Origin of the sequence: Cytobacillus sp. Hz8 (genome assembly GCF_042263505.1) — a bacterium.
Classification (GTDB): domain Bacteria; phylum Bacillota; class Bacilli; order Bacillales; family Cytobacillaceae; genus Bacillus_BE.
Genome location: NZ_JBHKFI010000002.1, coordinates 175791 through 201553 on the forward strand (window position 1 = coordinate 175791; position 25763 = coordinate 201553).

The 25763-nt window shown below is 36.3% G+C and carries 26 protein-coding genes and 1 riboswitch; of the genes, 22 read left to right on the forward strand and 4 right to left on the reverse strand.

All coding sequences use genetic code 11. The annotated features are described in order from the left end of the window. The first annotated feature begins 736 nt into the window (after window positions 1–736). Window positions 737–1087 carry a GNAT family N-acetyltransferase gene (locus ACE38V_RS03885; RefSeq protein WP_375839863.1) on the forward strand — a complete coding sequence of 117 codons (351 nt, stop codon included), beginning with the start codon at window positions 737–739 and terminating at the stop codon, window positions 1085–1087. A gap of 47 nt (window positions 1088–1134) precedes the next feature. Here ACE38V_RS03885 and ACE38V_RS03890 read toward each other — a convergent pair whose 3' ends face one another. After that, a complete protein-coding gene (locus ACE38V_RS03890) occupies window positions 1135–1665 on the reverse strand; it encodes a DUF309 domain-containing protein (protein ID WP_375839864.1) in 531 nt (176 codons plus the stop codon). Between the two features lie 183 nt (window positions 1666–1848). On the opposite strand from ACE38V_RS03890, the gene ACE38V_RS03895 reads away from it, so the two are divergent. From ACE38V_RS03895 to ACE38V_RS03975, 17 genes are all read left to right on the forward strand, one after another. Beyond that, on the forward strand, window positions 1849–2595 hold the full coding sequence (locus tag ACE38V_RS03895; RefSeq protein ID WP_375839866.1) for a segregation/condensation protein A: 747 nt from the start codon (window positions 1849–1851) through the stop codon (window positions 2593–2595). 6 nt (window positions 2596–2601) lie between these two features. Further along, entirely contained in the window at window positions 2602–3189 is a 588-nt protein-coding gene (gene scpB, locus ACE38V_RS03900; RefSeq protein ID WP_375839867.1) for an SMC-Scp complex subunit ScpB, read from the forward strand. A 166-nt stretch (window positions 3190–3355) separates the two neighbouring features. After that, the gene (locus ACE38V_RS03905; protein ID WP_375839869.1) at window positions 3356–3769 is read left to right on the forward strand and encodes a hypothetical protein; all 414 of its coding nucleotides are present in this window, start codon (window positions 3356–3358) and stop codon (window positions 3767–3769) included. Window positions 3770–3802: 33 nt separating this feature from the next. Beyond that, window positions 3803–4291: a YpuI family protein gene (locus tag ACE38V_RS03910; RefSeq protein ID WP_375839871.1), complete on the forward strand. Its 489-nt coding sequence runs from the start codon at window positions 3803–3805 to the stop codon at window positions 4289–4291. Window positions 4292–4616: 325 nt separating this feature from the next. Further along, entirely contained in the window at window positions 4617–5504 is an 888-nt protein-coding gene (locus ACE38V_RS03915) for a superoxide dismutase (RefSeq protein ID WP_375839873.1), read from the forward strand. A 142-nt stretch (window positions 5505–5646) separates the two neighbouring features. Continuing rightward, complete coding sequence (locus ACE38V_RS03920; protein WP_483863911.1) at window positions 5647–6801, forward strand: D-alanyl-D-alanine carboxypeptidase family protein; 1155 nt, start codon at window positions 5647–5649, stop codon at window positions 6799–6801. Continuing rightward, window positions 6794–7381: a nucleoside recognition domain-containing protein gene (locus ACE38V_RS03925; RefSeq protein WP_375839874.1), complete on the forward strand. Its 588-nt coding sequence runs from the start codon at window positions 6794–6796 to the stop codon at window positions 7379–7381. The genes ACE38V_RS03920 and ACE38V_RS03925 overlap by 8 nt, the downstream gene beginning before the upstream one ends. Before the next feature lie 6 nt (window positions 7382–7387). Next, window positions 7388–7921, forward strand: coding sequence for a spore maturation protein (locus ACE38V_RS03930; RefSeq protein ID WP_375839875.1), 534 nt, complete (start codon window positions 7388–7390; stop codon window positions 7919–7921). A 177-nt stretch (window positions 7922–8098) separates the two neighbouring features. Continuing rightward, a complete protein-coding gene (locus tag ACE38V_RS03935) occupies window positions 8099–8824 on the forward strand; it encodes a pseudouridine synthase (RefSeq protein WP_375839877.1) in 726 nt (241 codons plus the stop codon). A gap of 117 nt (window positions 8825–8941) precedes the next feature. Beyond that, a complete protein-coding gene (resA, locus tag ACE38V_RS03940) occupies window positions 8942–9469 on the forward strand; it encodes a thiol-disulfide oxidoreductase ResA (protein WP_375839879.1) in 528 nt (175 codons plus the stop codon). A 20-nt stretch (window positions 9470–9489) separates the two neighbouring features. Then, window positions 9490–11118: a cytochrome c biogenesis protein ResB gene (gene resB, locus ACE38V_RS03945; RefSeq protein WP_375839880.1), complete on the forward strand. Its 1629-nt coding sequence runs from the start codon at window positions 9490–9492 to the stop codon at window positions 11116–11118. Window positions 11119–11133: 15 nt separating this feature from the next. Continuing rightward, window positions 11134–12315 carry a c-type cytochrome biogenesis protein CcsB gene (gene ccsB, locus ACE38V_RS03950; protein WP_375839881.1) on the forward strand — a complete coding sequence of 394 codons (1182 nt, stop codon included), beginning with the start codon at window positions 11134–11136 and terminating at the stop codon, window positions 12313–12315. A gap of 123 nt (window positions 12316–12438) precedes the next feature. Continuing rightward, window positions 12439–13155, forward strand: coding sequence for a response regulator transcription factor (locus ACE38V_RS03955; protein ID WP_375839882.1), 717 nt, complete (start codon window positions 12439–12441; stop codon window positions 13153–13155). Then, window positions 13152–14924, forward strand: a complete 1773-nt coding sequence (locus ACE38V_RS03960; RefSeq protein WP_375839883.1) for an ATP-binding protein — start codon at window positions 13152–13154, stop codon at window positions 14922–14924. The genes ACE38V_RS03955 and ACE38V_RS03960 overlap by 4 nt, the downstream gene beginning before the upstream one ends. 555 nt (window positions 14925–15479) lie before the next feature. Continuing rightward, window positions 15480–16031 carry an RNA polymerase sigma factor SigX gene (sigX, locus tag ACE38V_RS03965; RefSeq protein ID WP_375839884.1) on the forward strand — a complete coding sequence of 184 codons (552 nt, stop codon included), beginning with the start codon at window positions 15480–15482 and terminating at the stop codon, window positions 16029–16031. Then, window positions 16006–17250 carry a GerMN domain-containing protein gene (locus ACE38V_RS03970; RefSeq protein WP_375839886.1) on the forward strand — a complete coding sequence of 415 codons (1245 nt, stop codon included), beginning with the start codon at window positions 16006–16008 and terminating at the stop codon, window positions 17248–17250. The genes sigX and ACE38V_RS03970 overlap by 26 nt, the downstream gene beginning before the upstream one ends. Window positions 17251–17451: 201 nt before the next feature. Beyond that, window positions 17452–18381, forward strand: a complete 930-nt coding sequence (locus tag ACE38V_RS03975; RefSeq protein ID WP_375839887.1) for a peptidoglycan DD-metalloendopeptidase family protein — start codon at window positions 17452–17454, stop codon at window positions 18379–18381. Between the two features lie 78 nt (window positions 18382–18459). On the opposite strand, the gene serA is transcribed toward ACE38V_RS03975, so the two are convergent. Both serA and ACE38V_RS03985 read right to left on the reverse strand, forming a co-directional pair. Continuing rightward, entirely contained in the window at window positions 18460–20034 is a 1575-nt protein-coding gene (gene serA / locus ACE38V_RS03980; RefSeq protein WP_375839889.1) for a phosphoglycerate dehydrogenase, read from the reverse strand. Between the two features lie 242 nt (window positions 20035–20276). After that, a complete protein-coding gene (locus ACE38V_RS03985) occupies window positions 20277–21212 on the reverse strand; it encodes a manganese-dependent inorganic pyrophosphatase (RefSeq protein WP_375839890.1) in 936 nt (311 codons plus the stop codon). Window positions 21213–21367: 155 nt separating this feature from the next. Then, window positions 21368–21504, forward strand: a riboswitch (FMN riboswitch). A 168-nt stretch (window positions 21505–21672) separates the two neighbouring features. Here ACE38V_RS03985 and ACE38V_RS03990 point away from each other — a divergent pair. Next, on the forward strand, window positions 21673–22254 hold the full coding sequence (locus ACE38V_RS03990; protein WP_375839891.1) for an ECF transporter S component: 582 nt from the start codon (window positions 21673–21675) through the stop codon (window positions 22252–22254). Window positions 22255–22479: 225 nt separating this feature from the next. Continuing rightward, window positions 22480–22617 (forward strand): hypothetical protein, encoded by a 138-nt coding sequence (locus ACE38V_RS03995; RefSeq protein ID WP_375839892.1) that lies wholly within the window; start codon window positions 22480–22482, stop codon window positions 22615–22617. A gap of 53 nt (window positions 22618–22670) precedes the next feature. Here the strand turns inward: ACE38V_RS03995 and ACE38V_RS04000 are convergent, their stop codons facing one another. Then, complete coding sequence (locus tag ACE38V_RS04000) at window positions 22671–22919, reverse strand: ferredoxin (protein WP_375839893.1); 249 nt, start codon at window positions 22917–22919, stop codon at window positions 22671–22673. A 298-nt stretch (window positions 22920–23217) separates the two neighbouring features. On the opposite strand from ACE38V_RS04000, the gene ACE38V_RS04005 reads away from it, so the two are divergent. Both ACE38V_RS04005 and ACE38V_RS04010 read left to right on the forward strand, forming a co-directional pair. After that, window positions 23218–24276 (forward strand): YpbB family protein, encoded by a 1059-nt coding sequence (locus ACE38V_RS04005; RefSeq protein WP_375839894.1) that lies wholly within the window; start codon window positions 23218–23220, stop codon window positions 24274–24276. Then, complete coding sequence (locus ACE38V_RS04010) at window positions 24273–25757, forward strand: RecQ family ATP-dependent DNA helicase (protein ID WP_375839895.1); 1485 nt, start codon at window positions 24273–24275, stop codon at window positions 25755–25757. The genes ACE38V_RS04005 and ACE38V_RS04010 overlap by 4 nt, the downstream gene beginning before the upstream one ends. Window positions 25758–25763: the final 6 nt, after the last annotated feature.

The following is a 25763-nucleotide window of genomic DNA, read 5'->3' on the forward strand; positions in this document are numbered from 1 at the left end:
GAAGATAAGTGGGAGATCAACTGTCCGTAAAGGTCCGACGAGGGATTAAGGTCCTAGTCAGGCGAAGCCACAGGACGTGGCGTTATGAGCGTGATAAGTGAAATAAGATTTTTCTTTGGGCTTCAGCCCTTAGAAAAATCAATCAGGCTCTGCGTGACTAACCATCAGTGGGGGATGAATGGCAGACTAAAAGCGCGACGTCAACACACAAGTCTGTACACTTCACGTCCTGTGCGTCGAAAACCCCCACTGATGGAAGTTTCACTTTATAAGGAGGATTTTTATATACGATGAGACGGAGTAATAGGGCGCTATTCTTCTTTTTATTCGTCATTGCCCTTGCGTGGGGATTGGTTTACTGGCTGTTTATCGCATAAAGAAAACTCGCCGATTGGCGAGCCTTCAGGCGAAGATTAGGCGTAGTTCACCGAAAAAAGAAGAACGCTTTTTTCGGCTGCGAAGCGTCTCTCAGAAGCCTCCCTTTGTGCACTTATACTTTATTCCTAAAATTGGCTTCTACGTCGAATTTTTATCATTGCTGCCAATTTATAATTTCTTTAAGTATAAAATAAAGAATTGGATTGAACATCTATTTTAAGTTTTGTATGATTATATCATTATATAAAGAATTAGAACAAAGATTTAATCAAATACATATAATATGGAAAAAGAGTTTAAATGAAATAAATTAGGAAAAAATAGTCTATTATGTTCTTTTTAATAATGAGGGATAATTATGTTAATTCGCTATAAGAAATCATTTGAGAAGATTGCAATGGGTCTTATGTCTTTTATGCCAAATGAAAAAGATTTGAAAAGACTGCAACAGACGATTAAACAATATGAGGAATCAGAGGCCTGGCAATTGTTTTTATGGAAAGAGGACGATGACATTATTGGGCTAATTGGCGTCCAAATTAAATCGAATGAAATCGAAATTTATCATATTTCGGTTAATCCTTCCCATCGACATCAAGGGATTGGCAGACAGATGGTGAAGGAGTTGGATGAACTTTATCCAGATAAGCTCCTTCATGCAAATGAAGAAATCGCGTTATTTTTTGAAAAGTGTAAAATGATGGATTAAATTCATTGATGGTCTAATAAGGGAGAGTTTTAGGTCTGATTCATGTTTCATGAGTCAGACCTATTCTTTTTTCTTTTTTCTAAAGCAAAATTCCTCTCTAAAATGACACTCGTACGATCCCTTTGCGAATGCCGATGAATGAGCGCTTCATTTGCTAAATCACTTTGTGTTCCCCAAATGATTCCTTTTTCTTGGCAAAGGGAGAAGCACTGGTTTGTTAGATTTTGATCGATGATTGGTAGATTCATGCTTTGGTAGCATTGTCCAGCCTCTATTTCTTCTCGTCTTGAACGAATTAAGCTTAAGAATTGCTCCTGATTGATTCCTAATCGTTCTAGTTGGTCTGCTTTAGTTAAAAAAATATGGATGGCCTTTTCTATGGTTCTTAAGGCACCACTGAAGTTTTGACGGCGATGATGATATAATGATACAGATAATAAGATAAACCCAACCCAAATGGAGCTTTTATCTTGTGGTGTTGAAGTTTTCCAATATTCCTCTAATATTTCGTGGCATTCAAAATAGTCACGATCGCCATGAAAATGTACTAAGAATTCGATGTATTCCTTTGGAAACATTGGTTCTCCTCCTAATTTTCTTATCCATAGTTTAACATATGTATCCTGAGGATGAAAAAAGAAAACAGAGATTATGGGCACGAATAAGCAGGGTTAATTTTCTATTGGACAACACCACTAATCCTCTATACTATTAATATGAATGAAGAATCATATCATGAAAAAGAAATATTGGTGGAAATTATGCAATATAAAGTAAAAATTGATGCATTTGAAGGGCCGCTTGACCTATTGCTTCATTTGATTAATCGTCTTGAAATTGATATTTATGATATTCCGGTAGCAGAAATAACAGAACAGTACTTATTATATATACATACGATGAACGAGCTGGAGCTGGATGTGGCTAGCGAGTTTTTAGTTATGGCAGCGACACTTCTTGCGATTAAGAGTAAGATGCTTCTTCCAAAACAAGAAGAGGAATTACTAGATGATGAATTTGAAATGGAAATGGAAGAGGATCCTCGTGACGAGCTTGTTGAAAGATTAATTGAATATCGAAAATATAAGGAAGCGGCAAGTGATCTAAAGTATTTAGAATCTGAAAGAGGCTTAATTTTTACTAAACCTCCAAGTGATCTTTCTGAATACTCCAAAGAAGCAAAGAAAGAAGTAAAAGACATAAATGTATCCTTGTATGATATGCTTGCTGCTTTTCAAAAACTGTTAAGAAGGAAAAAACTACAAAAACCTTTAGCTACAAAAATAACCCGCCAGGAAATTCCAATCGAAACAAGGATGGGGGAAATCATAACGGTTTTACAAAAAAGAAAGCAGAGGATGAATTTCTTTGACCTATTTCCTTTTGAAGATAAAGAGCATATTGTTGTTACTTTTTTAGCGATTTTGGAATTGATGAAGAGAAATGAATTATTGGTAGAGCAGGAAGCAAATTTTGCAGATATTTTTGTGATGTCAGGGAAGGAGTGAGTTCAGTTGAGCATCGTTAATTGGAGTGGCATTGTTGAAAGTCTTCTTTTTGCTGCAGGTGATGAGGGCCTTACTACTAAGCAAATAGCGGAAGCAATAGAAGTGGAAGAATATGAAGTTGAGGAGATAATCCACAACCTTCGTGAAGAATATGAGACCAGTGATTCTCGCGGAATCAAAATTGTTCAACTTGCAGGTACATATCAATTAGCAACGAAAAAGGAAAATTCCAATTACTTAAAAAAACTAGTCGATTCTCCGAATACTTCTACCTTATCTCAAGCAGCATTGGAAACATTAGCGATAATTGCCTATAAACAACCCATAACAAGAGTGGAAATTGAAGAAATCAGAGGGGTAAAATCTGAACGGCCAATTCAAACCTTAGTTGCCAAGGTATTAATTAAAGAGGTAGGACGAGCGGAAGGCAGCGGAAGGGCCTATTTGTATGGAACAACAAAAGAATTCTTGGATTATTTTGGCCTGAGAAATATAAAAGAATTGCCCCCACTTCCAGAGAAGCTTGAAGAAGAATATGTTCAGGAAGAGGCAGACTTGTTTTTTGATCATTTTAAAGAGTCACTCGATTCTTGATTTTCTCGACCATTCCTGATGGATTATGATAAAATGAAATTACGAATTAGATATAGGGCTGACAGGTATAATGGAGTCAGCCTTTTTCTATAGGATGGCATTTTGCCTTTTTCATTTCAGGTTTCTATTGATTTAGAAACTTTTTCGGGGGAAGGGATGAATTCTGTTGATTATTAAAGAGTGCAAGGGCTATGAATTAAAAAAGGAAAAACCAAATACTTCTGAAGATTTTTTTAACAGAAGTGAAGTTACATATCTTCAAGATGGCAAGGAACAAACATTGCATGTATTATATGTACGTTATTTTGAAGAACAAATCTCAGCATTTACGCCTTTTAAGGAAGATCCCGTTTTTACAGCAGGGAATCGGGATGTTTTTTTTAAGGAGATTGTGGCAATCGTTTGTTTATTAAAAAACCCAGGATTAACGGAAAGAAAGCGAATATATATAAATGCACAAAGGGAATTTCAAGCGATTTTTGAGGGAATTGATTTTAGTAAGCTTCCAATAATATTTCAAAAACTGGAAGAAAACCAATCTTATGAGCTACAATCACCCCGAGATTTTTTTCAATCATAAAAAATTATTTCTAAATACGGAGGTATCTTAATCATGGGGAATACAATGGTAAAAACACAGTTAGAGGAAGTCAGCCTCTTTTTAACAAATGTTGTGGCAAAGATAGAAAATTTTCTAAATGAAACAACGATTACTGAATTGATGAAGGAAAAGAATGGCGATGAGCTATATTATAAAATGTTGCTAGCAAGTTTTCGTAAAATCCTTGTTTATTGTGATGAAAGCTTAGAGGCCTGTAAGATTGTTTTAAAATCCGAGACGTTCCCAAAAGGGGCAGCAGAAAAAACTCTATATAAAATTTACCATCAGTGCATTGAAGAGTTTTTCACCCCCAAAAACGATGCGTGGTATGAGGACAGTCGTTCAGCTTATACGGGAAGGAATTCGATTAAATTTCATCAGGAAGCGCCTGAGTCCATCAAAAAAATGTTGAAATCACTAGAAGGCGGTTTCCAAAGAGTTCGTGAGGAATTAGAATATTATGAAACAGATTATCGTACTAAAATGATTCAATCTAAATAATATCTAAAGTGAAAAAGTGGTCATTCGTACCACTTTTTTTATTTATCCCACTTTTAACGGACATTTTGACTCCCACTTCAAGATTCTGAGAATACGAAGAAGATAAGTGGGAGATCAACTGTCCGTAAAGGTCCGATAAGTGAAATAAGATTTTTCTTTGGGCTTCAGCCCTTAGAAAAATCAATCAGGCTTTGCGTGACTAACCATCAGTGGGGGATGAATGAAAACCCCCACTGATGGAAGTTTCACTTTATGATTCGAGGGTCAGGCTCTCTTTTCATATGATAGTGAGGAAGAAAGTATTGTGGAAAAGAGGGAATAAAGAATGAGCAAATTCGAGGACTATATTAGAGAGGTAAATCAGTGGAATCACGAAATCCAATCGTTGTTAGAATTTGAATCAATCAATAAGGATGAAGAGGTATGGAAAAGTCTTGATCGCTTTACAAGTATGATGGAGGGGCTTTCAACCTCGAATGAGGAAGATATGGTGCAGTTACAGCGAGAGGTGGAAATGCTGCATCAAAAGATGGAAGGCTATTTCAGTAAAAGACAGCAGATCGGCTCTATTTTCATAAAAGAGTCCTCTATTCCCATAGGTGAACATCGCTTGCCACGCTTGCCCTATGGATATAATGCCCTTGAACCTTATATCTCTGCTGAAATTATGGAGCTTCATCATACGAAGCATCATCAATCTTATGTAGATGGGTTAAATAAAGCGGAAAAAATGTTGGAAAAGGCTAGGAAGGAAAATGATTTTTCTCTAGTGAAGCATTGGTCAAGGGAATTAGCCTTCCACGGCTCAGGGCATTATTTGCATACCATCTTTTGGAATAATATGAGTCCTAAAGGTGGTGGTAAGCCACAAGGAAGCTTAATGGCAAAAATAGAAAATGATTTTGGCAGCTATGATGCCTTTGTCAAGCATTTTACAGAAGCAGCTAAACAAGTAGAAGGGGTTGGGTGGGCAATTTTAGTTTGGTCCCCAAGATCTCGTCATTTAGAAATTCTGCAATCTGAGCGCCATATGCTTTTAACTCAATGGGACACCATTCCACTATTGGTTTTAGATGTATGGGAACACGCTTATTATTTGCAATATAAAAACAATCGAGCGGATTATATCAAGAATTGGTGGAATATTGTCAATTGGCGTAATGTGGAAGAGAGATGGGAGCAAGCAAGAAAACTAAAATGGACAGCTTATTAAATCATGATGATGGCGAAAAACATAATTTGGTTTTTCGCTTTTTCCTTGTTTGGCCTTAAATCAATGAAGAAATTAGGAATTTGTCATATCCGTTTATCTTTGGCATAAACTTGTACAAACCATAAAAGGAGACGAGGTTTGTATGATGTTAACAAAATCGAAGTTATTCCTCCTTTTCCTCGCAATCTCATGTGTGTTCGAAATTATACCACAAAAAGCTCAGGCCTCCGTTTCGGTTAGCGCCAAAAGTGCCATTTTAATAGAGCAGGATTCTGGAAGAATTATATTTGAAAAAAATGCTAATGAGAAAAGAAGAATTGCCAGTATAACCAAAATCATGACGGCCATTTTAGCCATTGAATCAGACAAGCTAGATAAGACGGTGACAGTTAGCGAAAATGCGGTTTGGGCAGAAGGGTCATCCATTTATTTAAAACCCCATGAAAAGATTAAACTGAGTGATCTAGTATATGGAATGATGCTGCGATCTGGAAATGATGCCGCTGTTGCTATTGCCGAAAATGTTGGTGGAAGCGTTGATGGGTTTGTGTATCTAATGAATCAAAAAGCGGAGGAAATTGGCATGAAAAATACCCATTTCGCCAATCCACATGGTCTGGATGACCATGAGGACCATTATTCTACTGCTTATGATATGGCATTACTCACTCGGTATGCAATGAATAATCCTACATATCGTTCAATCTCCGGTACAAAAGTTCATAGAGCTCCGAACCCGGAGGAAAAATGGGATCGCGTCTGGAAAAATAAAAACCGTTTATTAACAGAGCTATACGAATACTGTACAGGTGGAAAAACAGGTTATACCAAAAGAGCGAAGAGGACCTTAGTTACGACTGCAGAAAAAGGAGATATGAAGTTAATCGCAGTCACTTTAAATGATTCTAACGATTGGAATGATCATATCCTTATGTATGAATCCGCATTTAAGCAATACGATATGGCAGAGGTGTTAGAAAAGGGTACCATTGACGATTTGAAAAATTCTTATTATCGTGGGAAAACTTATGTGAATCATTCTGTTACTTATCCAATAACCAATGAGGAAAAGGATTTATTTCGTATTGAATACAAAATGCTGAAGCCACAAAAAAATTGGAAGCATTCAGAAAATATTCCAGAAATCGTTGGGAGAGCGACTATCTATTTTAATCAACAACCGATCAAAAAGCTTCCAATTTATTACCGACAGAAAAAGGAAAAAGATCAAACTTCATTGGGGGAGTTTTTCAAAATAATCATTACGACAATGGTTGGAGTTAGGGAATATGGTTAATTTGATATGGGTTGCGTTAACAGTGATAGGAATTGGTTATGCGATGTTAAATGGAACCATAGATGAAGTGAATGAATCCGTTTTTAATGGAGCAAAGGAAGCAGTCACTCTATGTATAGGTTTAATTAGTATTCTTGTTTTTTGGCTCGGAATGATGAGAATTGCCGAGGATTCTGGCTTATTAAAAAAACTTTCCAGCCTATTTCGTCCAATAGTAAGCAAGCTTTTTCCGGAAGTGCCAAATGATCATCCGGCAATGGGGTATATCTTATCGAATATGATGGCGAATATGTTTGGACTGGGAAATGCAGCAACACCACTAGGGATAAAAGCAATGGAAGAATTAAAGAATTTAAATGGAGGGAAGAATGAAACAACGCGATCGATGATAACGTTTTTGGCTATTAATACCTCGAGTATTACCTTAATTCCCACTACCGTTATTGCGATTCGAATGAACTATCATTCTGCTTCTCCAACAGACATCGTTGGTCCAACCCTAGTGGCAACAATCATTTCCGGAATAGGCGCCATTTTGATTGATCGATATTTTTATTATAGAAGAAGCCGAAAAGGATGAGTAGGGATGGAAATAATTTCAGCTATTTCACTTTGGTTAATTCCGGTGTTAATCGGATTTATTCTTATATATGGAACAATGAAGAAGGTCCCTACGTACGAGAGCTTTGTCGAAGGTGGGAAGGAAGGCATTAAAATAGCGGTTTCAATTATCCCTTTTCTTGTTGGGATGCTGGTGGCTATTTCTGTTTTTAGAGCTTCAGGGGCATTAGATGCGATGATGAAATGGCTGGGTCCTCTGCTTCAGGCAATCGGAGTTCCACCGGAAGTTGCTCCACTAGCCATTATTCGTCCCATCTCTGGGACAGCAGCACTTGGCATGACTAGTGATTTAATTGCAACCTATGGTCCTGATTCTTTTATTGGAAGATTAGCAGCAGTTTTACAAGGAAGTACAGATACGACTTTTTATGTCTTGACGGTCTATTTTGGAGCAGTTGGCATCAAGAAAATGGGGGATGCATTGAAAGTGGGGCTGCTCGCTGATTTAATAGGGATTATTGCGGCAATTGTGATCGTGAAGATGGTTTTTGAAGGATAGGTGAAACCCAATTGAATAAATTTACAATAGAATACGTTGTTTGCGGCTAACTGTAGTGTTAGCCTTTTTTTTATTTGAAATGTCAGTCTTACTTTGAAAATAGGTCAAATTGTGTCATAATTCTTAGGATGGGAGTTCTAAAAATTATTATAGAAAACTATTTATGAGGTGAAATAGATGGAAAGGCTTCAAAAGATGATTGCACATGCAGGCTTTGCGTCGAGAAGAAAAGCAGAAGAAATGATACTCGATGGTCAAGTAAAGGTTAATGGGAAAATTGTTCGCGAATTAGGAGTAAAGGTTTCCACAACCGATAAAATTGAGGTGAATGGAATTCCTGTTGAAAGAGAAGAACCAGTTTATTTTCTTTTTTATAAACCACGTGGTGTGATTTCGAGTGTGAAAGATGAAAAAGGAAGAAAAGTCGTAACCGATTTCTTTCAAGCAGTGAAGGAGCGCGTTTACCCGGTAGGCAGATTAGACTATGATACATCAGGGCTTTTAATCGTAACTAATGATGGTGAGTTTGCCAACCTACTCATGCATCCGCGAAATGAAATTGAGAAGGTATATGTTGCAAAAATTAAAGGGGTTCCGACTCGTGAGGAAATCAGAAAAATAGAGGGCGGGATTATGCTTGAGGATGGAAAGACTGCACCGGCAAAAGCAAAAATATTAAGCTTTGATAAAAAGAAGGGGACATCCATTGTTGAATTAACGATTCACGAAGGCCGGAATCGCCAAGTAAGAAGAATGTTTGAAAAAATTGGTTATCAAGTTGTGAAGCTGAAAAGAGAAAGATATGGCTTTTTAACATTAAACAATCTGAAGTCGGGGGATGCAAGAGAACTTACGCCTCATGAAGTAAAACAATTGAGAGCATTAGCAACCAGCAAATCTTAAAAATTCATAGAAGTTTCACAGTTTGAATGAAACGTTTACAATATCAACATGTTGAAAAATGTTATAATGAAAGCAAAATGCGTGTATTTAGAGACGAATACAAATGGGGGGTTGTAAATGAAAAGAAAGAGGTTAGTGATTCGAACGGTTATTTTAGCCATTCTCGCAGCTGCAGTTATATATACGCTCTATGCCCATTTTTCAAAAGATGATATCGATCAAGTAGAGCTTGGTAAAACAGCACCTGACTTTGCACTAGTGGATTTGAATGGTCAAAAGCATCAATTATCCGAATACATTGGCCAAGGGGTATTTCTAAATTTCTGGGCTACGTGGTGTAAGCCTTGCGAACGCGAAATGCCTTATATTAATAAACAGTATGAAAAATATAAGGACCAAGGGGTTCAAGTCCTTGCTGTCGATGTTGGGGAATCAGATTTAGCGGTTAAGAATTATGCGGAAAAATATCATTTGAATTTTCCTATCGTAAATGATAAAAAAGGAGATGTCATGACGGCTTATGGCATTGACCCGCTTCCTACAACTTTTCTCATAGACAAAAATGGAAAAGTCGTTAAAATACATAAGGGTGAATTAGCAAAGGAAAAATTAGTCCAACAATTTATGGAAGAGATTAAACCATAAGGGTAAGAGGAGTTTTTTTTATGGATCAAGTTAAATGCGAATGTGGTCATGTCAATCCTCACGGGACGATTTTTTGTGAATCATGTGGGAGAATTCTTAAAGAACACGAAGGTGAAAAAGAAATTCTTGACATGCGCTACGAAGGAAGTGCAAGACGGTCACAAACTTATAATAAAACATTCATCGATAAAATCTGGAATTTCTTTTCTTCTGTAAAGGTTGGGGTTTGGCTTATTATTATTACGCTAATTGCTTCGGCAATCGGCACTATTTTACCGCAAGAAATGTACATTCCAGAAGTCGTGCCTCCAGCTGAATATTATGAACAGCAATATGGCTGGTTAGGAAAAATATATTATCAATTAGGCTTTAATAATTTATATGGCTCCTGGTGGTATTTAATATTAATTGCCATGATTGGAGTTTCCCTTGTTATTTGTAGTTTGGACAGGGTGATCCCTTTATATCGCGCTTTAAAGAAACAGCGCGTTACAAGGCATGAAGGTTTTTTGAAGCGGCAACGTGTATTTGGAATAACGACAGCTGATGTCACAGATGAAGATGTGACAAAGGTAAAAGAGAAATTAAAAAGGAAACACTATCAAATTCGTGAAGAAGACGGAAATATTTTAGCAGAAAAAGGACGCTTTTCCAGGTGGGGTCCATATATTAATCACGTTGGATTGATTATCTTCTTAATTGGGGCTATGCTTCGATTTGTACCAGGGATGTACATTGATAAGGTATTATGGGTTCGTGAAGGGGAAACGAAAGTTATACCAGAAACAAACGAAGAATATTATTTGAAAAATGAAAAGTTTGTCTTAGATTTTTATGAGAAGAACAAAGATAATAAGGTTTTTGAAAATGCCATCGAGAAGTCCGGTGGGATGGTGGCGAAGAACTATCAGTCTAATGTTGTTTTATATAAGAAAAAAGGAAATACGGTTGCTGGTGAAGAACCTCAATTAGAGAAAGTAAAGGATTTCAGTATCCGCGTCAATCAACCTTTAAAGTTTGATCAATTTTCACTCTATCAAGTTTCTTATAAACTAAATGAGCTAAATAAAATGTCATTCTCTTTAATAGATAAGAAGACTCAGAAGGATTATGGGAATATAACGGTTGATTTATATAATCCACAAAAGAAATATGATTTAGGGAATGGCTATTCTGTGGAAATTATGAATTATTTCCCTGATTTTGAATTTAATGATGAAAAAGAGCCTACAACGAAATCTAAAGTACCAAATAATCCTGCGTTTGTCTTTAAGATGTTCGCTCCTGACAAAAAGGATGGAGAAATAAGTTTTGTTGCCATTAGACAAACACTAGAGCCATTTGGCGATAATAAATACAAAATGGCATTTAAAAATATAGAAACGAAAAATGTTTCAGCGTTAACCGTTAGGAAAGATTTGACTTTATGGGTCATCATTCTTGGAGGTATCATTTTCATGATTGGTGTTGTCCAAGGAGCCTATTGGAATCATCGAAGAATTTGGTTAAGACGTGCTGAAGGGGAAGTTTGGGTTGCAGCACATACGAATAAAAACTGGTATGGATTAAGAAAAGAGATTCAATCCATTCTTTCGAATACACAGATTCAAGTGCCTGTTGATAAGCTGCACAATGAGAAAAACGAATAGGGAGATGAGTGCGGGATGGTTAGTTTAAGTTCTAATTTATTATACATTGCCTTCGTCCTTTATTTGGTAGCGACCTTATTTTTCGGTGGTGCCATTAAAGATAAACGAAATAAACAAGATGGTCCAAATCGTTGGGCAAAACTAGGAATTATTATTACCATGATTGGATTTATTTCTCAACTTGGTTACTTTATTACACGCTGGATTGCTGCAGGTCATGCTCCTGTCAGCAATATGTTTGAATTTGTGACATTCTTTGGAATGGCGCTGGTTGGAGCGTTTATTGTCATTTATTTTCTATACAAGACACCATTATTAGGCTTATTTACACTCCCAATTGCGATTTTGATTATTGCGTATGCGAGCATGTTTCCTAGAGACATATCACCATTAATTCCTGCGCTACAAAGTGATTGGCTCCAAATTCATGTAACCACTGCAGCGATAGGCGAAGCGATACTATCGATCAGTTTTGCTGCTGGATTGATTTATTTAGTAAAAGTAGTCGATCAAACGAAGGCCAATAAAAGAGCAGCATGGTTAGAGGTTGTGATGTTTGCACTTGTGGCGGTGGTAGGATTTATCGTGATTTCGACAACTTTTACCGTAATGGGGTACCAATCTAAATTTGATTGGGTTGATAAAAATAACAATCAGGCAACATTAGAATATACGATGCCTGCACTTGTTGGCCCTCATGAAGGGGAGCTTAAAACCGCAGGCCATTTTGAACCTCTCTTTGAGGTACCAGCCTATATAAATGCTAAAAAACTTACAACCGTCATTTGGTCGCTTGCTACTGGACTTATTTTATATGTTCTTATTCGTTTGATTTCACGCAAACGGATTGGTGCATTACTACAACCTTTAGTGAAGAAAATAAACTTAGACTTAGTCGATGAAGTGGGCTATCGTTCTGTCCTCATTGGTTTTCCGGTATTTACTTTAGGGGCCTTAATTTTTGCGATGATATGGGCTCAGATTGCATGGACGAGATTTTGGGGTTGGGATCCAAAAGAGGTATATGCCCTCATTACATGGCTGTTTTATGCAGCATTTTTACATTTACGGTTGTCTAAAGGATGGCATGGAGAAAAATCTGCTTGGCTAGCGGTTATTGGGTTTGTTATTATTATGTTTAATACGATTGTTGTGAATTTAGTTATTGCTGGTCTCCATTCCTATGCAGGTTCTTAATTCATATTTTTAATATTCACAAGTGTTTCGTCTCATCCGTCAAAATATATGAATAAAACAATGGAATAATAAAGAATACTCATTTAAATGCTGACACTATGATTTGCAAGGGGGATTATCTAAATGGAAAAAGATGTCCATATTTTAATTGTTGATGATGAAGAAAGAATTCGACGTTTGTTAAAAATGTATCTAGAGAGAGAAAATTATATAATCGATGAAGCTGAAGATGGAAATGAAGCATTATCAAAAGCTATTACAAATGATTATGATGTCATTTTATTAGATTTAATGATGCCTGGAAAAGACGGGATTGAGGTTTGTAGAGAATTAAGAGAAAAAAAGGCTACTCCTGTTATCATGTTGACAGCTAAGGGTGAAGAAGTAAATAGAGTCCAAGGTTTTGAAGTTGGAACGGACGATTATATTGTGAAGCCATTTAGTCCTCGTGAAGTTGTGTTACGGGTGAAAGCATTATTACGCCGTTCTTCGAAAACAAGCTATTTGCAAACTGAAACCACAACGAAGGATGTTATCGTCTTCGCACATTTAACAATTGATAATGATGCCCATCGCGTTTTAGCAGATGGAAAAGAAGTGAGTTTAACTCCGAAAGAATATGAGCTTCTTTATTTCCTTGCAAAATCTCCAGATAAGGTATTTGATCGTGAACAGCTTTTGAAAGAAGTCTGGCACTATGAATTTTTTGGAGATCTTAGAACAGTTGATACACATGTCAAACGGTTACGTGAGAAATTGAACAAGGTTTCTGAACAGGCAGCCAGAATGATTGTAACCGTTTGGGGAGTTGGGTATAAGTTTGAGGTCGTCAATGAATGAGACTCTTTCGAAGTGTTGTAGGTAAGCTTTGGATTACCATTCTTTTATTAGTATCCTTTGTCTTATTTATCTTAACAATCTTGCTACTGGAATTTTTCGAAAATTATCATATTGATGAAATGAAACGGGAATTAACATCCAATGCTAATAAAATCGCCAATGTTTTAGAATCAAGAAATGAGGCAATTGGTCTGGATGTTTCTTGGGGATTTTTGGATGATGTGACAAAGGTTGTTGTGGTGAAAAAGGATAAAATTTATTATTCACCCGATAATGAGAGTTCCATCCACTTGCCCGCCTCCTATTTCATAAAAGATAAGAGCTTAAATAACGTGCTTGAAAAAGGGAAAATGGTTCAGAAAATTGCAGATATTTCTAGTAAACATGTTAAGAATCCGGATGATTCCAAAGTATTAATAGTGGGTGTTCCGATACAAGTTAATGATCAGCAATCTGGAGCTGTTTACATTTATCAATCTCTGCAAGATATGAAAAAAACTACAGATAAAACAACGAAATTTATTTTATTAGCGGCAGGTGTCGCAATTGTTTTAACGACCATATTTGCTTTCTTCCTTTCTACAAGGATTACGTTGCCATTAAGAAAATTAAGAGAGGCTGCTTTTGAGGTAGCCAGAGGAAAATTCGATACGAAAGTACCTATTTTGCAGCATGATGAAATTGGGGAGCTTGCGATTGCGTTTAATCAAATGGGCAGACAATTGAAATTTAATATGGACGCATTAAAGCAAGAAAAAGAACAGCTTTCCAGCATATTAAGCAGTATGGCAGATGGAGTCATTACCTTTAATCGGGATGGAACGATATTGATTACCAATCCACCAGCTGAGCTTTTCTTGCAAAGTTGGGTTTATGATCAGGATCAAAATGTCGGTACAAGTGCGGTTCCCTCAGAGGTGATGGAGCTCTTTCAATCGGCAGTTGACACAGAAAAGGAACAAATTGGTGAGGTATCAATTCAAGGTCGTTTTTGGGTGATTATTGTTAGTCCTCTCTATAATAATAAGTTTATCCGCGGTGCCGTCGCCGTGATTCGGGATATGACAGAGGACCGGCAATTAGATAAGTTAAGAAAGGACTTTATCGCCAACGTCTCTCATGAATTAAGAACTCCAATATCCATGATGCAAGGCTATAGTGAAGCCATTGTTGATGGAATTGCTGAAAGTGAAGAAGAAAAGAAGGAAATGGCGAAGGTTATTTATGAGGAATCGCTCAGAATGGGGCGCCTTGTTAATGAGTTATTGGATCTTGGAAGAATGGAAGCCGGTCATATTCAATTATCGATTGAAAAAATTAAAATCCATCCGTTTATTCAAAGAATTATTCGTAAGTTCCAAGGACTAGCTAAGGAAAAAGAAATATCGATTAATTATATGATGAGCGACCAGATTGATTATTTTGATTTTGATTCGGATCGGATTGAGCAAGTATTTACGAATTTAATTGATAACGCCTTAAAACACACCCCTACAGGTGGGCGAGTTGATGTTATTGAAAAAGTAAATGAAAAGGGACTTCATTTTGAAATTTGTGATTCAGGTTCCGGTATACCCGAGGAAGATTTGCCTTTCATCTTTGAAAGATTCTATAAGGCTGATAAAGCAAGAACACGTGGTTCTGGTACCGGATTAGGACTAGCTATCGCGAAAAACATTATCAACGCTCATAAGGGCAGTATTACCGTTCATAGCAAGTTAGGACAAGGAACGACATTTTCCTTCTTTATTCCGCGAAGGAAAGCGTAATTTCGGGATAGATGACGATTGTTCTTGATTCACAAGAAACAATTTATAAAGTGAAACTTCCATCAGTGGGGGTTTTCTACGCACAGGACGTGCTAGTGTAGACGTCGCGATTGACGTCGCGATTTTAGTCTGCCATTCATCCCCCACTGATGGTTAGTCACGCAAAGCCTGATTGATTTTTTTAAGGGCTGAAGCCCAAAGAAAAATCTTATTTCACTTATCACGCTCAAGGGACGCCACGTCCTGTGGCTTTCGCCTGACTAGGACCTTAATCCCTCGTCGGACCTTTACGGACAGTTGATCTCCCACTTATCTTCTTCGTATTCTCAGAATCTTGAAGTGGGAGTCAAAAGTCCGTTAAGAGTGGGATAAAAGTAACGATTCATATTAAATGAAAATTCAGCTCATAAGTCTTAAGAGTAATAGATGAAAATGTTAAGGAAGGATTTTCCTAAAAAAATCCTTCCTTTTTTTTATGAAAAATAATATATTTTAAACATGTAACTTTATTATTTAATTGCTCGACTAATTAGGTGAAACGGGGAGGAGATACCAATGGACTCCGTTTTTGATGAACTATATAGAAAATATCATCATGACGTATTTCAATTTTTGTATTATATGGTGAATAATAGAGAGCAAGCTGAAGACCTTGTTCAAGAAGTATATATTCGGGTTTTAAAATCCTATAAGCAATTTGAAGGAAAAAGCAGTGAAAAGACATGGTTGTTTTCGATTGCGAGAAATGTTGCCATCGACTCTTTTCGCAAGCAAAAAAATTGGCGACAACGCATTTTGGAAAAATTTGATTGGTCTGAACAACAGGTCAAGGATGATGCCCCAATCCCTGAAGAAATAACATTACAGCAGGAAGAAATTCAATTTGTTTATCAATGTTTAAATGATTGCACTTTAGACCAAAAAATGGTCATTATCATGCGTTATATTCAAGAGCTATCAATCACGGAAACTGCAGTCGTATTAGACTGGACAGAGAGCAAGGTAAAAACCACTCAGCATCGTGCACTGAAGGCATTAAGGCAAAAGGTGGAGGAAAAACTAGAAAAGGAGGGAAGTCGCGGTGAAAAAGTCAGAGTTGAGCGATAAGCAGCTAATTGAATGGTTATCGAACATGCCAGAAGTGAAAGATCATCGCGATCCTCGTGACATCTATCAAAATATTTCACTAAGATTAGCTAAAAGGAAAAAGAGAATAGTATGGATTATGCCAACAATTGCTGCAGCAACTGCTATTATTCTTATCTTTATTTTAGCCTCTAATCAAGTAATAAATTCCGATTCAAAACAAATTGCGCTGAAAAGTGAAAATAACGTAAATAAAAATGAAAGACTGGATAAGGCAACTCCAGTAAAAGAGGATTTAAACCAAGATAATAAAAAAGAAAAACAAGCGGAAAAAGTAGAGACTGCTCAAGATGAGAATAAATCTGATCATGTAAAGGGCGAAAATCGATTCGCTGCAGGAAATATTGAAATGGATGAACTTGATGGAACAACTGCTGTTTATCGAGAGGATCTAGAGGATCATGATGTATTAACATATGGGATACCAGATGAGAGTGCACAAGTCGTTGTTCCGGTAAGTGTCCTGGTACCGAAAAGTGGAAAATCCTTTCTAGAAAAATGGAAGGATACCATGTCTGAATTAAAAGAAAAGGAATGGGGACTAAGTGACTATTATCCGATAAATGGAAATATTAGCTTAGACGAGGATGACAATCAATTAAATGTGGATGTTCCTGCAGATCAGCAGTATGGAATGGGGAGCGTAGCACCAATCCTATTTAAGGATGTCTTATTACAGCTTCTTAATGATATGAATTTGAAAAAAATGAACCTATCTACTGAAGGAACTCCGGGTATTCATTTAGGAAATTTAGGAGATATGACGGAAATTACAGCAGAAGCAAAAAGAAATCATGCTTATTATTTATTTTCCCCAAATAATCGTACGGAACCATTTATGGTGCCATCCGCTGAAGAATTTGATTCAATTGAACAAGCGTTAGTCTCCATGAAACAAGATGCCAATCCTGACTTAAAGGCTTCGATTCCTGAAGATATTGATGTAAATTCCATTAATACTTCAGGTGATTCCTTAATTATTAAACTTCGAGATAGCAAGGAGTTAGAAAATAATAAGAGAACTCTGCAGATGATTGAAGCAATATTACTAACAGCAAAGGACTTCAATTATGATAAGGTAAAATTTGAAAATCCGCCTACAGAGCAAATTGGAAAATTTCAAATTTCAAAGGACTTAAATGTTCCTGTAGCGGCAAATAAAGAGTTTATCAATCAATAGTGGGATTAGAAAAACTGACTTTTATAGGTCAGTTTTTTTGTTTTCAAAAATATTATTGTGAGATTTTTGCATAAAAAGGTGAAAAATGTCCAAATAATAACAAATGTGCTTTTGGATTTGTACTCTTAACTGACGTGAAGTTCTAAAATAGAACATGTTGTCATAATGTAAAAAGGGGGTACAAGAACAAGGAGGAAGAGAATGCGAGACTATTTAAAAAGATTATTAATTGCAGGGTTAATGGCGCTCTGTGTTAGCTTATTATTTCTTGGAGGAAAGCACTCTCAAGCGGCAACATTTGATATTTCAGAAGCAACAAAGGATTGGGTATGGCCGGCAAATGGTACGATTACGGATCTATATGGAACAAGAAATGGGCAACATAAAGGCATCGATATTGCAGCCGGCTATGGGGCTCCTATCCATGCCGTGGATGACGGAGAAGTTACTAAATCTTATTACTCGACATCTTATGGAAATGTGATATTTATTAAGCACAAGAACCATACAGAGACGGTGTATGCACATTTAAAGAGTCGATTGGTTGAAGAAGGAAAAAAAGTTAACCAAGGAGAGCTAATTGGAGAAATGGGGAATACAGGAGATTCATCCGGAGTTCATCTCCATTTTGAAGTACATAAGAATAAATGGACATTTGACAAGAAGAATGCAATGGACCCAGTTTTTGCCTTAGGAGGAGGGAAAATTGGACAAACCGTGTATGCTTTACATAAAAGAGTGTTAAAAGAAGAAGTAATAGAGGCAGCTGCTCAGCTGCGTCTCTCAAATGAAAGAGTAGAGAATAAAGAACATAAAGCAATTGAAAAGAAAAAATCAGATTCAGAAAACCATTTTCATATTGTCAAGCAAGGGGAAACATTATGGTCGATTGCCAAGAGCTATGGAACAACCGTTGAGATGATAAAATCAATGAATAATCTTGAAGCGGATGAGATTAAGGCTAACCAAAAATTAATGGTACGTGAACAAAACAAGCGCTATATTGTCAAGCAAGGGGATACACTCACAATGATAGCGAAAAAGGCAAATACATCTGTTCAAAAAATAAAGGCACTGAATCAACGAACAAATGATATCATTAGACCGAAAGAAATGATCAAATTACCTTGATGCAATAGATAAGAATTGTCTACAATATAAAGTTAAAATAAGCGGGAAAAATGAGTCTATTCTTCCCGCTTATTTTTTTTAAAGCAAAATTCGGTTAATGGAAATAATATCATCCTGCTGACTTAAAAGTGTAAAGGATTCATCATCTAATGGCTTATCAAAAGTTAAGACCATGATCGCATCTCCACCTGCATTTTTTCTACCTACCTGCATAGTGGCGATATTAATTCCCTTTTCACCTAAGATATTTCCAACGCGTCCGATGACCCCAGGACGGTCAATGTGTTGGATATACAATAAATTACCTTCAGGAACAAGGTCAATATTAAAACCATTTAAGAAGACAATTCTTGAACCGTAATGGTCAACATAAGTTCCACGAACGATAAATTCAAAATCTTCCCCTTTTGCCTTCACTTCAATGCAATTATCATAACCAAAAGAATTGGTTGAAACTTTTTCACCAACTGTCATCCCACGTTCCTTGGCAATGACAAGCGCATTTACTTCATTGACATTGACATCAATGCGATTTTTAAAGAAGCCAGAAAGTAATGCTTTAGTTAAATAATTCGTTTCTAGGTTTGTAACGGATCCAGAATAGGTTACCGTTAATTCAAGAATAACGTCTTTTTGTGATTGAGAAACGATTGAACCAATTTGCTTTGCAAGGCTATGGAAAGGATGGATCTTTTCATAAATATCTTTAGACATTGCTGGTAGATTAATAGAATTTGAGACAGGCTTTCCTTCAAAGAAGGTTCGTACCTCTTTTGCTACTTGAGTTGCAACATTTAATTGTGCTTCTTTTGTAGAGGCACCTAAATGTGGAGTAAAGATTACATTATCAAATTTGAATAAAGGATGTTCACCTGGTGGTTCAGTTACAAACACATCAAGTGCAGCACCGGCTACATGACCGCTGCCAATGGCGCTTGCTAATGCCTGTTCATCAATAATGCCACCGCGAGCACAGTTTAAAAGGTAAACGCCTTTTTTCGTTTTGCGAATGGCTTCTTCATTGATAAGTCCTTTTGTTTGTGGTGTTAATGGGGTATGGACGGTAATGATATCTGCCTGTTGTAAAACTTCATCCAAAGTGCAGGATTTAACCCCCAAGTTTGCTGCCCGGTCTTTTGTTAAAAATGGATCAAAAACAGCGACATCCATTCCAAATACTTTCGCACGTTTGGCAATTTCAGACCCAATTCTGCCTAAGCCAATAATACCTAAAGTTTTACCATGTAATTCAGTTCCAATAAATGCATTTCTTTTCCATTCAAGATTTCTGACTGATTGATAAGCTTGCGGGATATTTCTCATTAATGATGCCATCATCGCAAAGGTATGTTCAGCAGTTGAAATAGTATTTCCGTCAGGTGCATTCACAACGATGACCCCGCGCTTTGTCGCTGCAGGCACATCAATATTATCAACACCAACGCCAGCACGGGCTATAATCTTTAATTGTGGCATTTTTTCAAGTAATTCTTCTGTTACTTTTGTCGCACTTCTAACGAGGATGGCGTCAATTTGGTCTAAATCGACCTCCGCATCATTTACTTTTTTCTGAATAACCTCTGCAGACTCCATTTCTAATAATGGCTGCAATCCAACTTCGCTTATGGCATCTGCCACTAATACTTTAAACATGATTTAACCCCCAGAAAAAACGATATAATTTTCTGATTATTGTACAAAACGAATAATTATCTGTCAATTGCAAATGAATGTTCGCCATTAAATGAAAACGCTTTATATCAATAAAGTCATAAAAAATTTAAAATATGATATATTTTTTTGAAATTGGTATGTCATATTTATTTGTGCTTTAAAAAGATGATATGTTAAAACGCAGCCCATTATGGGCTGCGTTTTTTGAAAAAGGAGTAATCTTAACCACGTGCATTCAGAATATCTGTTAAAACTGGAACAATTTGTTTTTTTCGTGATACGACGCCTTTAAGAATGGCTGTATGGTCCTTCAATTGTACTTGGTAAGCTTCTTCAACAGCATCAGCAGAACGTCCAAGAGCGATTGCAGTAGAATCATTATTTAAAATATCCGTAATGACAAACAAGAATAGGTCTAAATTTTTGCTGTCAATGATTTTATTTAGGGCAGCTTCAACTTCTGATTTACGAGAAAGAACATCTTGAATATCAACAGCATTCACTTGCGCAATTTCTACTTTTTGACTACCCATCTGGAATTCTTTTGCATCAAGCGAAATTAATTGTTCTACAGATTTATCGCTTAAATCAGCTCCTGCTTTTAGCATTTCTAAACCGTAGCTTTCTGCATCTACTTCGGCGATTTCAGCTAATTCACGTGCAGCAGCAATGTCTTCTTCTGTGCATGTAGGTGACTTGAATAATAAAGAATCGGAAATAATGGCTGAAAGCATTAATCCAGCAACTTTTTTCGGGATTCCTATACCGTGTTCTTTATATAATTTTTTCAAAATGGTTGCTGTACAGCCGACAGGTTCTGCTCGATAGTATAAAGGATCACTTGTTTCAAAGTTAGCAATACGATGGTGATCAATAACCTCAAGTATACGAACCTTTTCAATATCGTTTGCACTTTGTTGTCTTTCATTATGGTCGACAAGGATAACTGCATTTACTTCTTCAGCTACATTTTCCACTAATCGAGGGGCATCTGCCTTAAAAGTATCTAAAGCATATTGAGTCTCACCGTTAATTTTTCCTAAACGAATAGGTTCTACATTTAGACCTAATTTGCTTTTTAAATCAGCATAGGCTAAAGCAGAACAAATTGAATCAGTATCTGGATTTTTGTGACCGAAAATAAGAATCTTTTCCATGTTAATCTCCTTTATTTATCAATCTTTTATGTATTTCATATTTACCCTATAAATTTATCATAAATTAGTATTTTCAACAAAATATTTTACAAATTGACCAACTTTTCTTCACAAAAAGAGAATAGTGAGTTATAATTAGCTTGATTTTAATATGGTTCTATCTTCGGGGCAGGGTGTAATTCCCGATCGGCGGTAATGAAAATTTTCTTCTAAGCCCGCGAGCCTAATCGTTTAGGCAGGATTTGGTGCGATTCCAAAGCCGACAGTATAGTCTGGATGGGAGAAGGTGGAGGTTCTGCAGATGTTCAAAAATTGCAGGTTTTGAATGTTTATTAGGCGTGCCTTTGTAAATTCTCCCTCAAGTGATGTGCTTGAGGGTTTTTCTATTTACAAAAGCATGAAACTGCTGAACCTTTCTTCTTTAGGTGAGATGGGATCCTAAAAAGGAGAGAGGAAAAAGATGAAAAAATTTAGTATTAAAGCTTTAGTATCAATTGGGATGTTAAGTAGTTTGGCGTATGTGCTTATGCTGTTAAACTTCCCAATACCACCATTTCCAAAATTTTTGATGATTGACTTTAGTGATTTACCTGCATTAATTGCTACTTTAATCATCGGACCATTAGCTGGAATCTTAGTGGAGTTCTTAAAAAATGTTCTAGATTATTTTATGACTGGTAGTGAAACAGGGGTGCCTGTAGGTCATATCTCTAATTTTGTTGCTGGTATATTATTTGTCTTACCAACCTACTATATTTACTTGAAATTAAAAACGAAAAAAGGCATGACACTAGCATTAATTATTGGTTCTGTAACCATGGCGATTTTGATGAGTTTTTTGAATTATTTCGTTTTCTTACCAGCCTATACTTTCTTTTTAAATTCACCGGCTATGTCCGGACCACAGTTGCGTCAATATATCGTAACGGGTATTTTGCCGTTTAATATTGTGAAGGGCTTAGCAATGAGTATTGTCTTTATGTTAATATTTACTCGTTTACATTCATGGATAGGAAGACAAAGTTCATACCGAAATGCATAATATAGATTAAAAAGCAACGGAATAAACTGTACCGTTGCTTTTTTTATGGAAGGCATTTTTGAAGACTTTGTTTTTGGGATAAAATAGTTAGAGACCATTCGGATATTTGCACAAAAACGGATTATGTCTGAATCAAAGAATTATTTGGACAGCTTTAGTGAAATCCAAAGGAGCCGAGTCCAAAACAGCGATTCAATTGGACAGGAAAAGGAGATTTCGAAGCAATTGAGTCCGAAACAAGGGTTTATTTGGACAGGAAAGGGGATTTCGAAGCAATTGAGTCCGAAACAGTGGACATTCGGACAGTTTGGACGAATCCAAAACAGTGGAGTCCTAACCACAAGCTCTATGGAAAGAGTTTAATAATGAAATCAAAAAGGACAGCCCTCATGAAAAGAGCTGTCCTTTTTTTGGTATTATTCAAATTTTGTAGGGTTTCCGTCAAAAGCTTCTTCAGCAACTTTAATGGAATCAGTTGGGCATCCTTCAAATGCATCCATCATATCATCGATTAATACATCTGGAATTTCAACAATTCCTTGATTATCGTCTAGAGTAACGAAGGCAATACCTTCATCGTCGTAATCATAAATATCTGGTGCTGCTGCCCCGCATGCCCCACATGCGATACATGTTTCTTTGTCTACAATTGTATACTTTGCCATGAAAAATAACCTCCCAAAAAATAAACATAGTGCCTTTATTCCATCCCATGGTAAAACCATATGGAATCCATTCCTCAAACCTATTGTAAAACTGTATGCTTAACTTTTCAATAGAAAAAATACTGAGATTGGTTATTATTATAAGCTTTATGACAAAATTTCCTAATTTAATACTTAATTCATTGTTTCTCTTATATTCATGTTAAAATGAATCATAACCAAAAGAATGGCTTTTATAGGATGACTCGCGAATAAGAAATTATGTAAAATCGGACAAACCATAAATTGGGTGATTATAATGAAACAAAATTACTTTGAAATTATTGTTCTCTATTGTTTAGAAAAAATCAAATCAGAAAGAACAATCTACTCGATCTTTCATTTATTAAAAGGGAAGAAATCGGCACAAACGATTCAAGATTCCCACATGTATCAGTTGACCTCATTTTTTCAACTCTATCCCTACGTAACAAGAAATAGGTTTGATGAAGCAATTCGGTCTTTGCTTTCAGCTGGTTATTTAGAAGAATTAAATGATCAATATTTTATTCTAACGGATAAAGGGAGAGAGCAATTACATAAAAACTTGAAAATCTATCCAATTCCAAAATATTTAAATGGATGGAAATTTCATCCCCAAACAGATATCTTTTGGAAAAGGCTATCTCTGCTCGTTCAAGTATGTTCAAATCTAAATCATCATCATACACAATATATGCCAGTTCAAAAAGATAAGGACATTCAACTATGGCTAAAGAAATTTATTCATCATGCAACATTAAAAAAAACAGAAATGGCAAAATGTTTATATCAGGAATTAATGCTTCTTTTGCAAGACTCCAAAAATATTCTTCCATCTGCCTTTGTCATTCGGCTATCAGGTTTCGAGGCTTTTGGTTTAACAGCTACACAAGCATCAGAACGATTGCAGTTAGATGGCTATTATTATGAAGCTCAGTTTACAAATGTCATTCATTATATGCTCGAAAGGATGCAATTAAAGCCGACAGAGATTCCTTTCCTTTGTAAGATTATTGAGGATATTCCGATGAAAGAGCCATTAACAAAATCCACCAAAAGGACATTTGCATTGATTCAAAAAGGTTACAAAATTGATGAAATTGCCCTAATGCGAAATTTAAAGAGGAACACCATTGAAGACCATTTAGTTGAACTTGCCATAAACTTGAAGGATTTTGATATTCATCCATATGTCAACGTTGAAAAACAGAAAAAAATCATGAATGCAGCGAAAAAGGCCTCTTCAAGGCAACTCAAGCAAATTCGCCAGTTTGCGCAGGAAACAAGTTATTTTGAAATTAGATTAGTATTAGCGAAAAATGGAGTGGAAGAATGAATATTGAAGAAGCGTTGCACACTTATTTTCAATTTAATGCTTTTAAACCGGGTCAAAGGGAAGTAATATCCTCTATTCTTGAAGGAAGAGATACTGTAGCTGTTCTGCCAACAGGCACGGGAAAATCTTTATGCTATCAACTGCCAGGCTATTTATTATCTGGTAGTGTCGTGATTGTCACGCCATTATTATCATTAATGCAGGATCAAGTTGAGCAAATGGCCATGAGGGGTGAAAAGAAAGCTGTTGCGCTGAATTCATTTTTGAGCTCAAATGAGAAGAGAAAGGTATTATCAAATCTACACACATATAAATTTATTTTTATTTCCCCAGAAATGTTATCCTTCCATTCGATCCTAATACGATTACAGCGACTTGAAATTTCATTATTTGTCATTGATGAAGCTCACTGTATATCACAATGGGGATACGACTTTCGACCAGATTATCGCAAGCTTGGGAATATTCGCGAACAACTCGGTTTTCCGATCACTCTTGCACTTACAGCAACTGCCACAAAGAAAGTAATTCTGGATATCACAAAAACTTTAGAATTAAATTCATGGAAAGAATTTATTCTTTCAGTTGATCGTCCAAATATTTCGATGAAAATCGAAAAAATGAAGGATTTCTTCGAAAAAAAAGATAGATTGCTGGAAATTGTTCAAAATATTAAGGGACCAGGGATAATTTACTTTTCTAGTAAACGTTTAGCAATGGAGATCGCCGAGTTTTTAAAAAAAAATGGTCAAACACGTGTTAGCGCCTACCATGGAGGAATGAATCAGGAAAATCGGATTCTTATTCAACAGCAGTTTATTCATGGTCAGCTGAATATAATATGTGCGACTAGTGCATTTGGAATGGGAATTAATAAAGAAAATGTGAGGTATGTTCTCCACTTTCATTTACCGTTACAATTAGAATCTTATTTACAGGAAATTGGTAGAGCGGGGAGAGATGGGAAGCCCAGCCTTGCGATTTTACTATATTCTGATGGTGATGAACAGCTCGCTTTTCAATTAATTGAACGAGAAATTCCGCGTCGGGAACAGTTAGACTGGATATATCAAAAGCTTCAGGAAAATCCAAAATTACTGGAAGAAATCGAATCAAATGCAGAGAATATTTGTTCCTCTATTGGGGCATCTGAAATTCAATGGAGAATCATTCAGGATTTTTTAATGGAATTGTCTGAAAATCGGACTTTTTCTGAGCAAGCTTTTGCAGAATTTCAAGATTTTATTAGGTCAAGAATCGAAACAAAAAGAAAAAATGTGTGGGAAATGGTAAAATGGGTACATTCTACTAGCTGCCGAAGAATGGGAATCCTTTCTTACTTTGGCGAAGAAAAAACCGCTACAGTGGAAAATTGCTGTGATCATTGTGGAATTGATTTTCGATTATTTCAGCAGCATCAAATAGTAGAGGATACCCTTCCCTTCAATTGGCAAGATTATTTGAAAGCACTATTCTATTAGATTGAG

What these genes read in the sequence shown, in the direction of transcription:
- ACE38V_RS03975 (WP_375839887.1), top strand. Translation starts at nt 17,452, where the DNA reads ATGCGAGACTATTTAAAAAGATTATTAATTGCAGGGTTAATGGCGCTC.
- ACE38V_RS03915 (WP_375839873.1), top strand. Translation starts at nt 4,617, where the DNA reads ATGAGCAAATTCGAGGACTATATTAGAGAGGTAAATCAGTGGAATCAC.
- ACE38V_RS04000 (WP_375839893.1), bottom strand. Translation starts at nt 22,919, where the DNA reads ATGGCAAAGTATACAATTGTAGACAAAGAAACATGTATCGCATGTGGG.
- ACE38V_RS03890 (WP_375839864.1), bottom strand. Translation starts at nt 1,665, where the DNA reads ATGTTTCCAAAGGAATACATCGAATTCTTAGTACATTTTCATGGCGAT.
- ACE38V_RS03990 (WP_375839891.1), top strand. Translation starts at nt 21,673, where the DNA reads ATGAAAAAATTTAGTATTAAAGCTTTAGTATCAATTGGGATGTTAAGT.
- ccsB (WP_375839881.1), top strand. Translation starts at nt 11,134, where the DNA reads ATGGTTAGTTTAAGTTCTAATTTATTATACATTGCCTTCGTCCTTTAT.
- ACE38V_RS04005 (WP_375839894.1), top strand. Translation starts at nt 23,218, where the DNA reads ATGAAACAAAATTACTTTGAAATTATTGTTCTCTATTGTTTAGAAAAA.
- ACE38V_RS03910 (WP_375839871.1), top strand. Translation starts at nt 3,803, where the DNA reads ATGGGGAATACAATGGTAAAAACACAGTTAGAGGAAGTCAGCCTCTTT.
- ACE38V_RS03920 (WP_483863911.1), top strand. Translation starts at nt 5,647, where the DNA reads ATGATGTTAACAAAATCGAAGTTATTCCTCCTTTTCCTCGCAATCTCA.
- ACE38V_RS03955 (WP_375839882.1), top strand. Translation starts at nt 12,439, where the DNA reads ATGGAAAAAGATGTCCATATTTTAATTGTTGATGATGAAGAAAGAATT.
- ACE38V_RS03925 (WP_375839874.1), top strand. Translation starts at nt 6,794, where the DNA reads ATGGTTAATTTGATATGGGTTGCGTTAACAGTGATAGGAATTGGTTAT.
- resB (WP_375839880.1), top strand. Translation starts at nt 9,490, where the DNA reads ATGGATCAAGTTAAATGCGAATGTGGTCATGTCAATCCTCACGGGACG.
- ACE38V_RS03985 (WP_375839890.1), bottom strand. Translation starts at nt 21,212, where the DNA reads ATGGAAAAGATTCTTATTTTCGGTCACAAAAATCCAGATACTGATTCA.
- sigX (WP_375839884.1), top strand. Translation starts at nt 15,480, where the DNA reads ATGGACTCCGTTTTTGATGAACTATATAGAAAATATCATCATGACGTA.
- ACE38V_RS03895 (WP_375839866.1), top strand. Translation starts at nt 1,849, where the DNA reads ATGCAATATAAAGTAAAAATTGATGCATTTGAAGGGCCGCTTGACCTA.
- ACE38V_RS03885 (WP_375839863.1), top strand. Translation starts at nt 737, where the DNA reads ATGTTAATTCGCTATAAGAAATCATTTGAGAAGATTGCAATGGGTCTT.
- ACE38V_RS04010 (WP_375839895.1), top strand. Translation starts at nt 24,273, where the DNA reads ATGAATATTGAAGAAGCGTTGCACACTTATTTTCAATTTAATGCTTTT.
- ACE38V_RS03960 (WP_375839883.1), top strand. Translation starts at nt 13,152, where the DNA reads ATGAGACTCTTTCGAAGTGTTGTAGGTAAGCTTTGGATTACCATTCTT.
- serA (WP_375839889.1), bottom strand. Translation starts at nt 20,034, where the DNA reads ATGTTTAAAGTATTAGTGGCAGATGCCATAAGCGAAGTTGGATTGCAG.
- ACE38V_RS03935 (WP_375839877.1), top strand. Translation starts at nt 8,099, where the DNA reads ATGGAAAGGCTTCAAAAGATGATTGCACATGCAGGCTTTGCGTCGAGA.
- resA (WP_375839879.1), top strand. Translation starts at nt 8,942, where the DNA reads ATGAAAAGAAAGAGGTTAGTGATTCGAACGGTTATTTTAGCCATTCTC.
- ACE38V_RS03930 (WP_375839875.1), top strand. Translation starts at nt 7,388, where the DNA reads ATGGAAATAATTTCAGCTATTTCACTTTGGTTAATTCCGGTGTTAATC.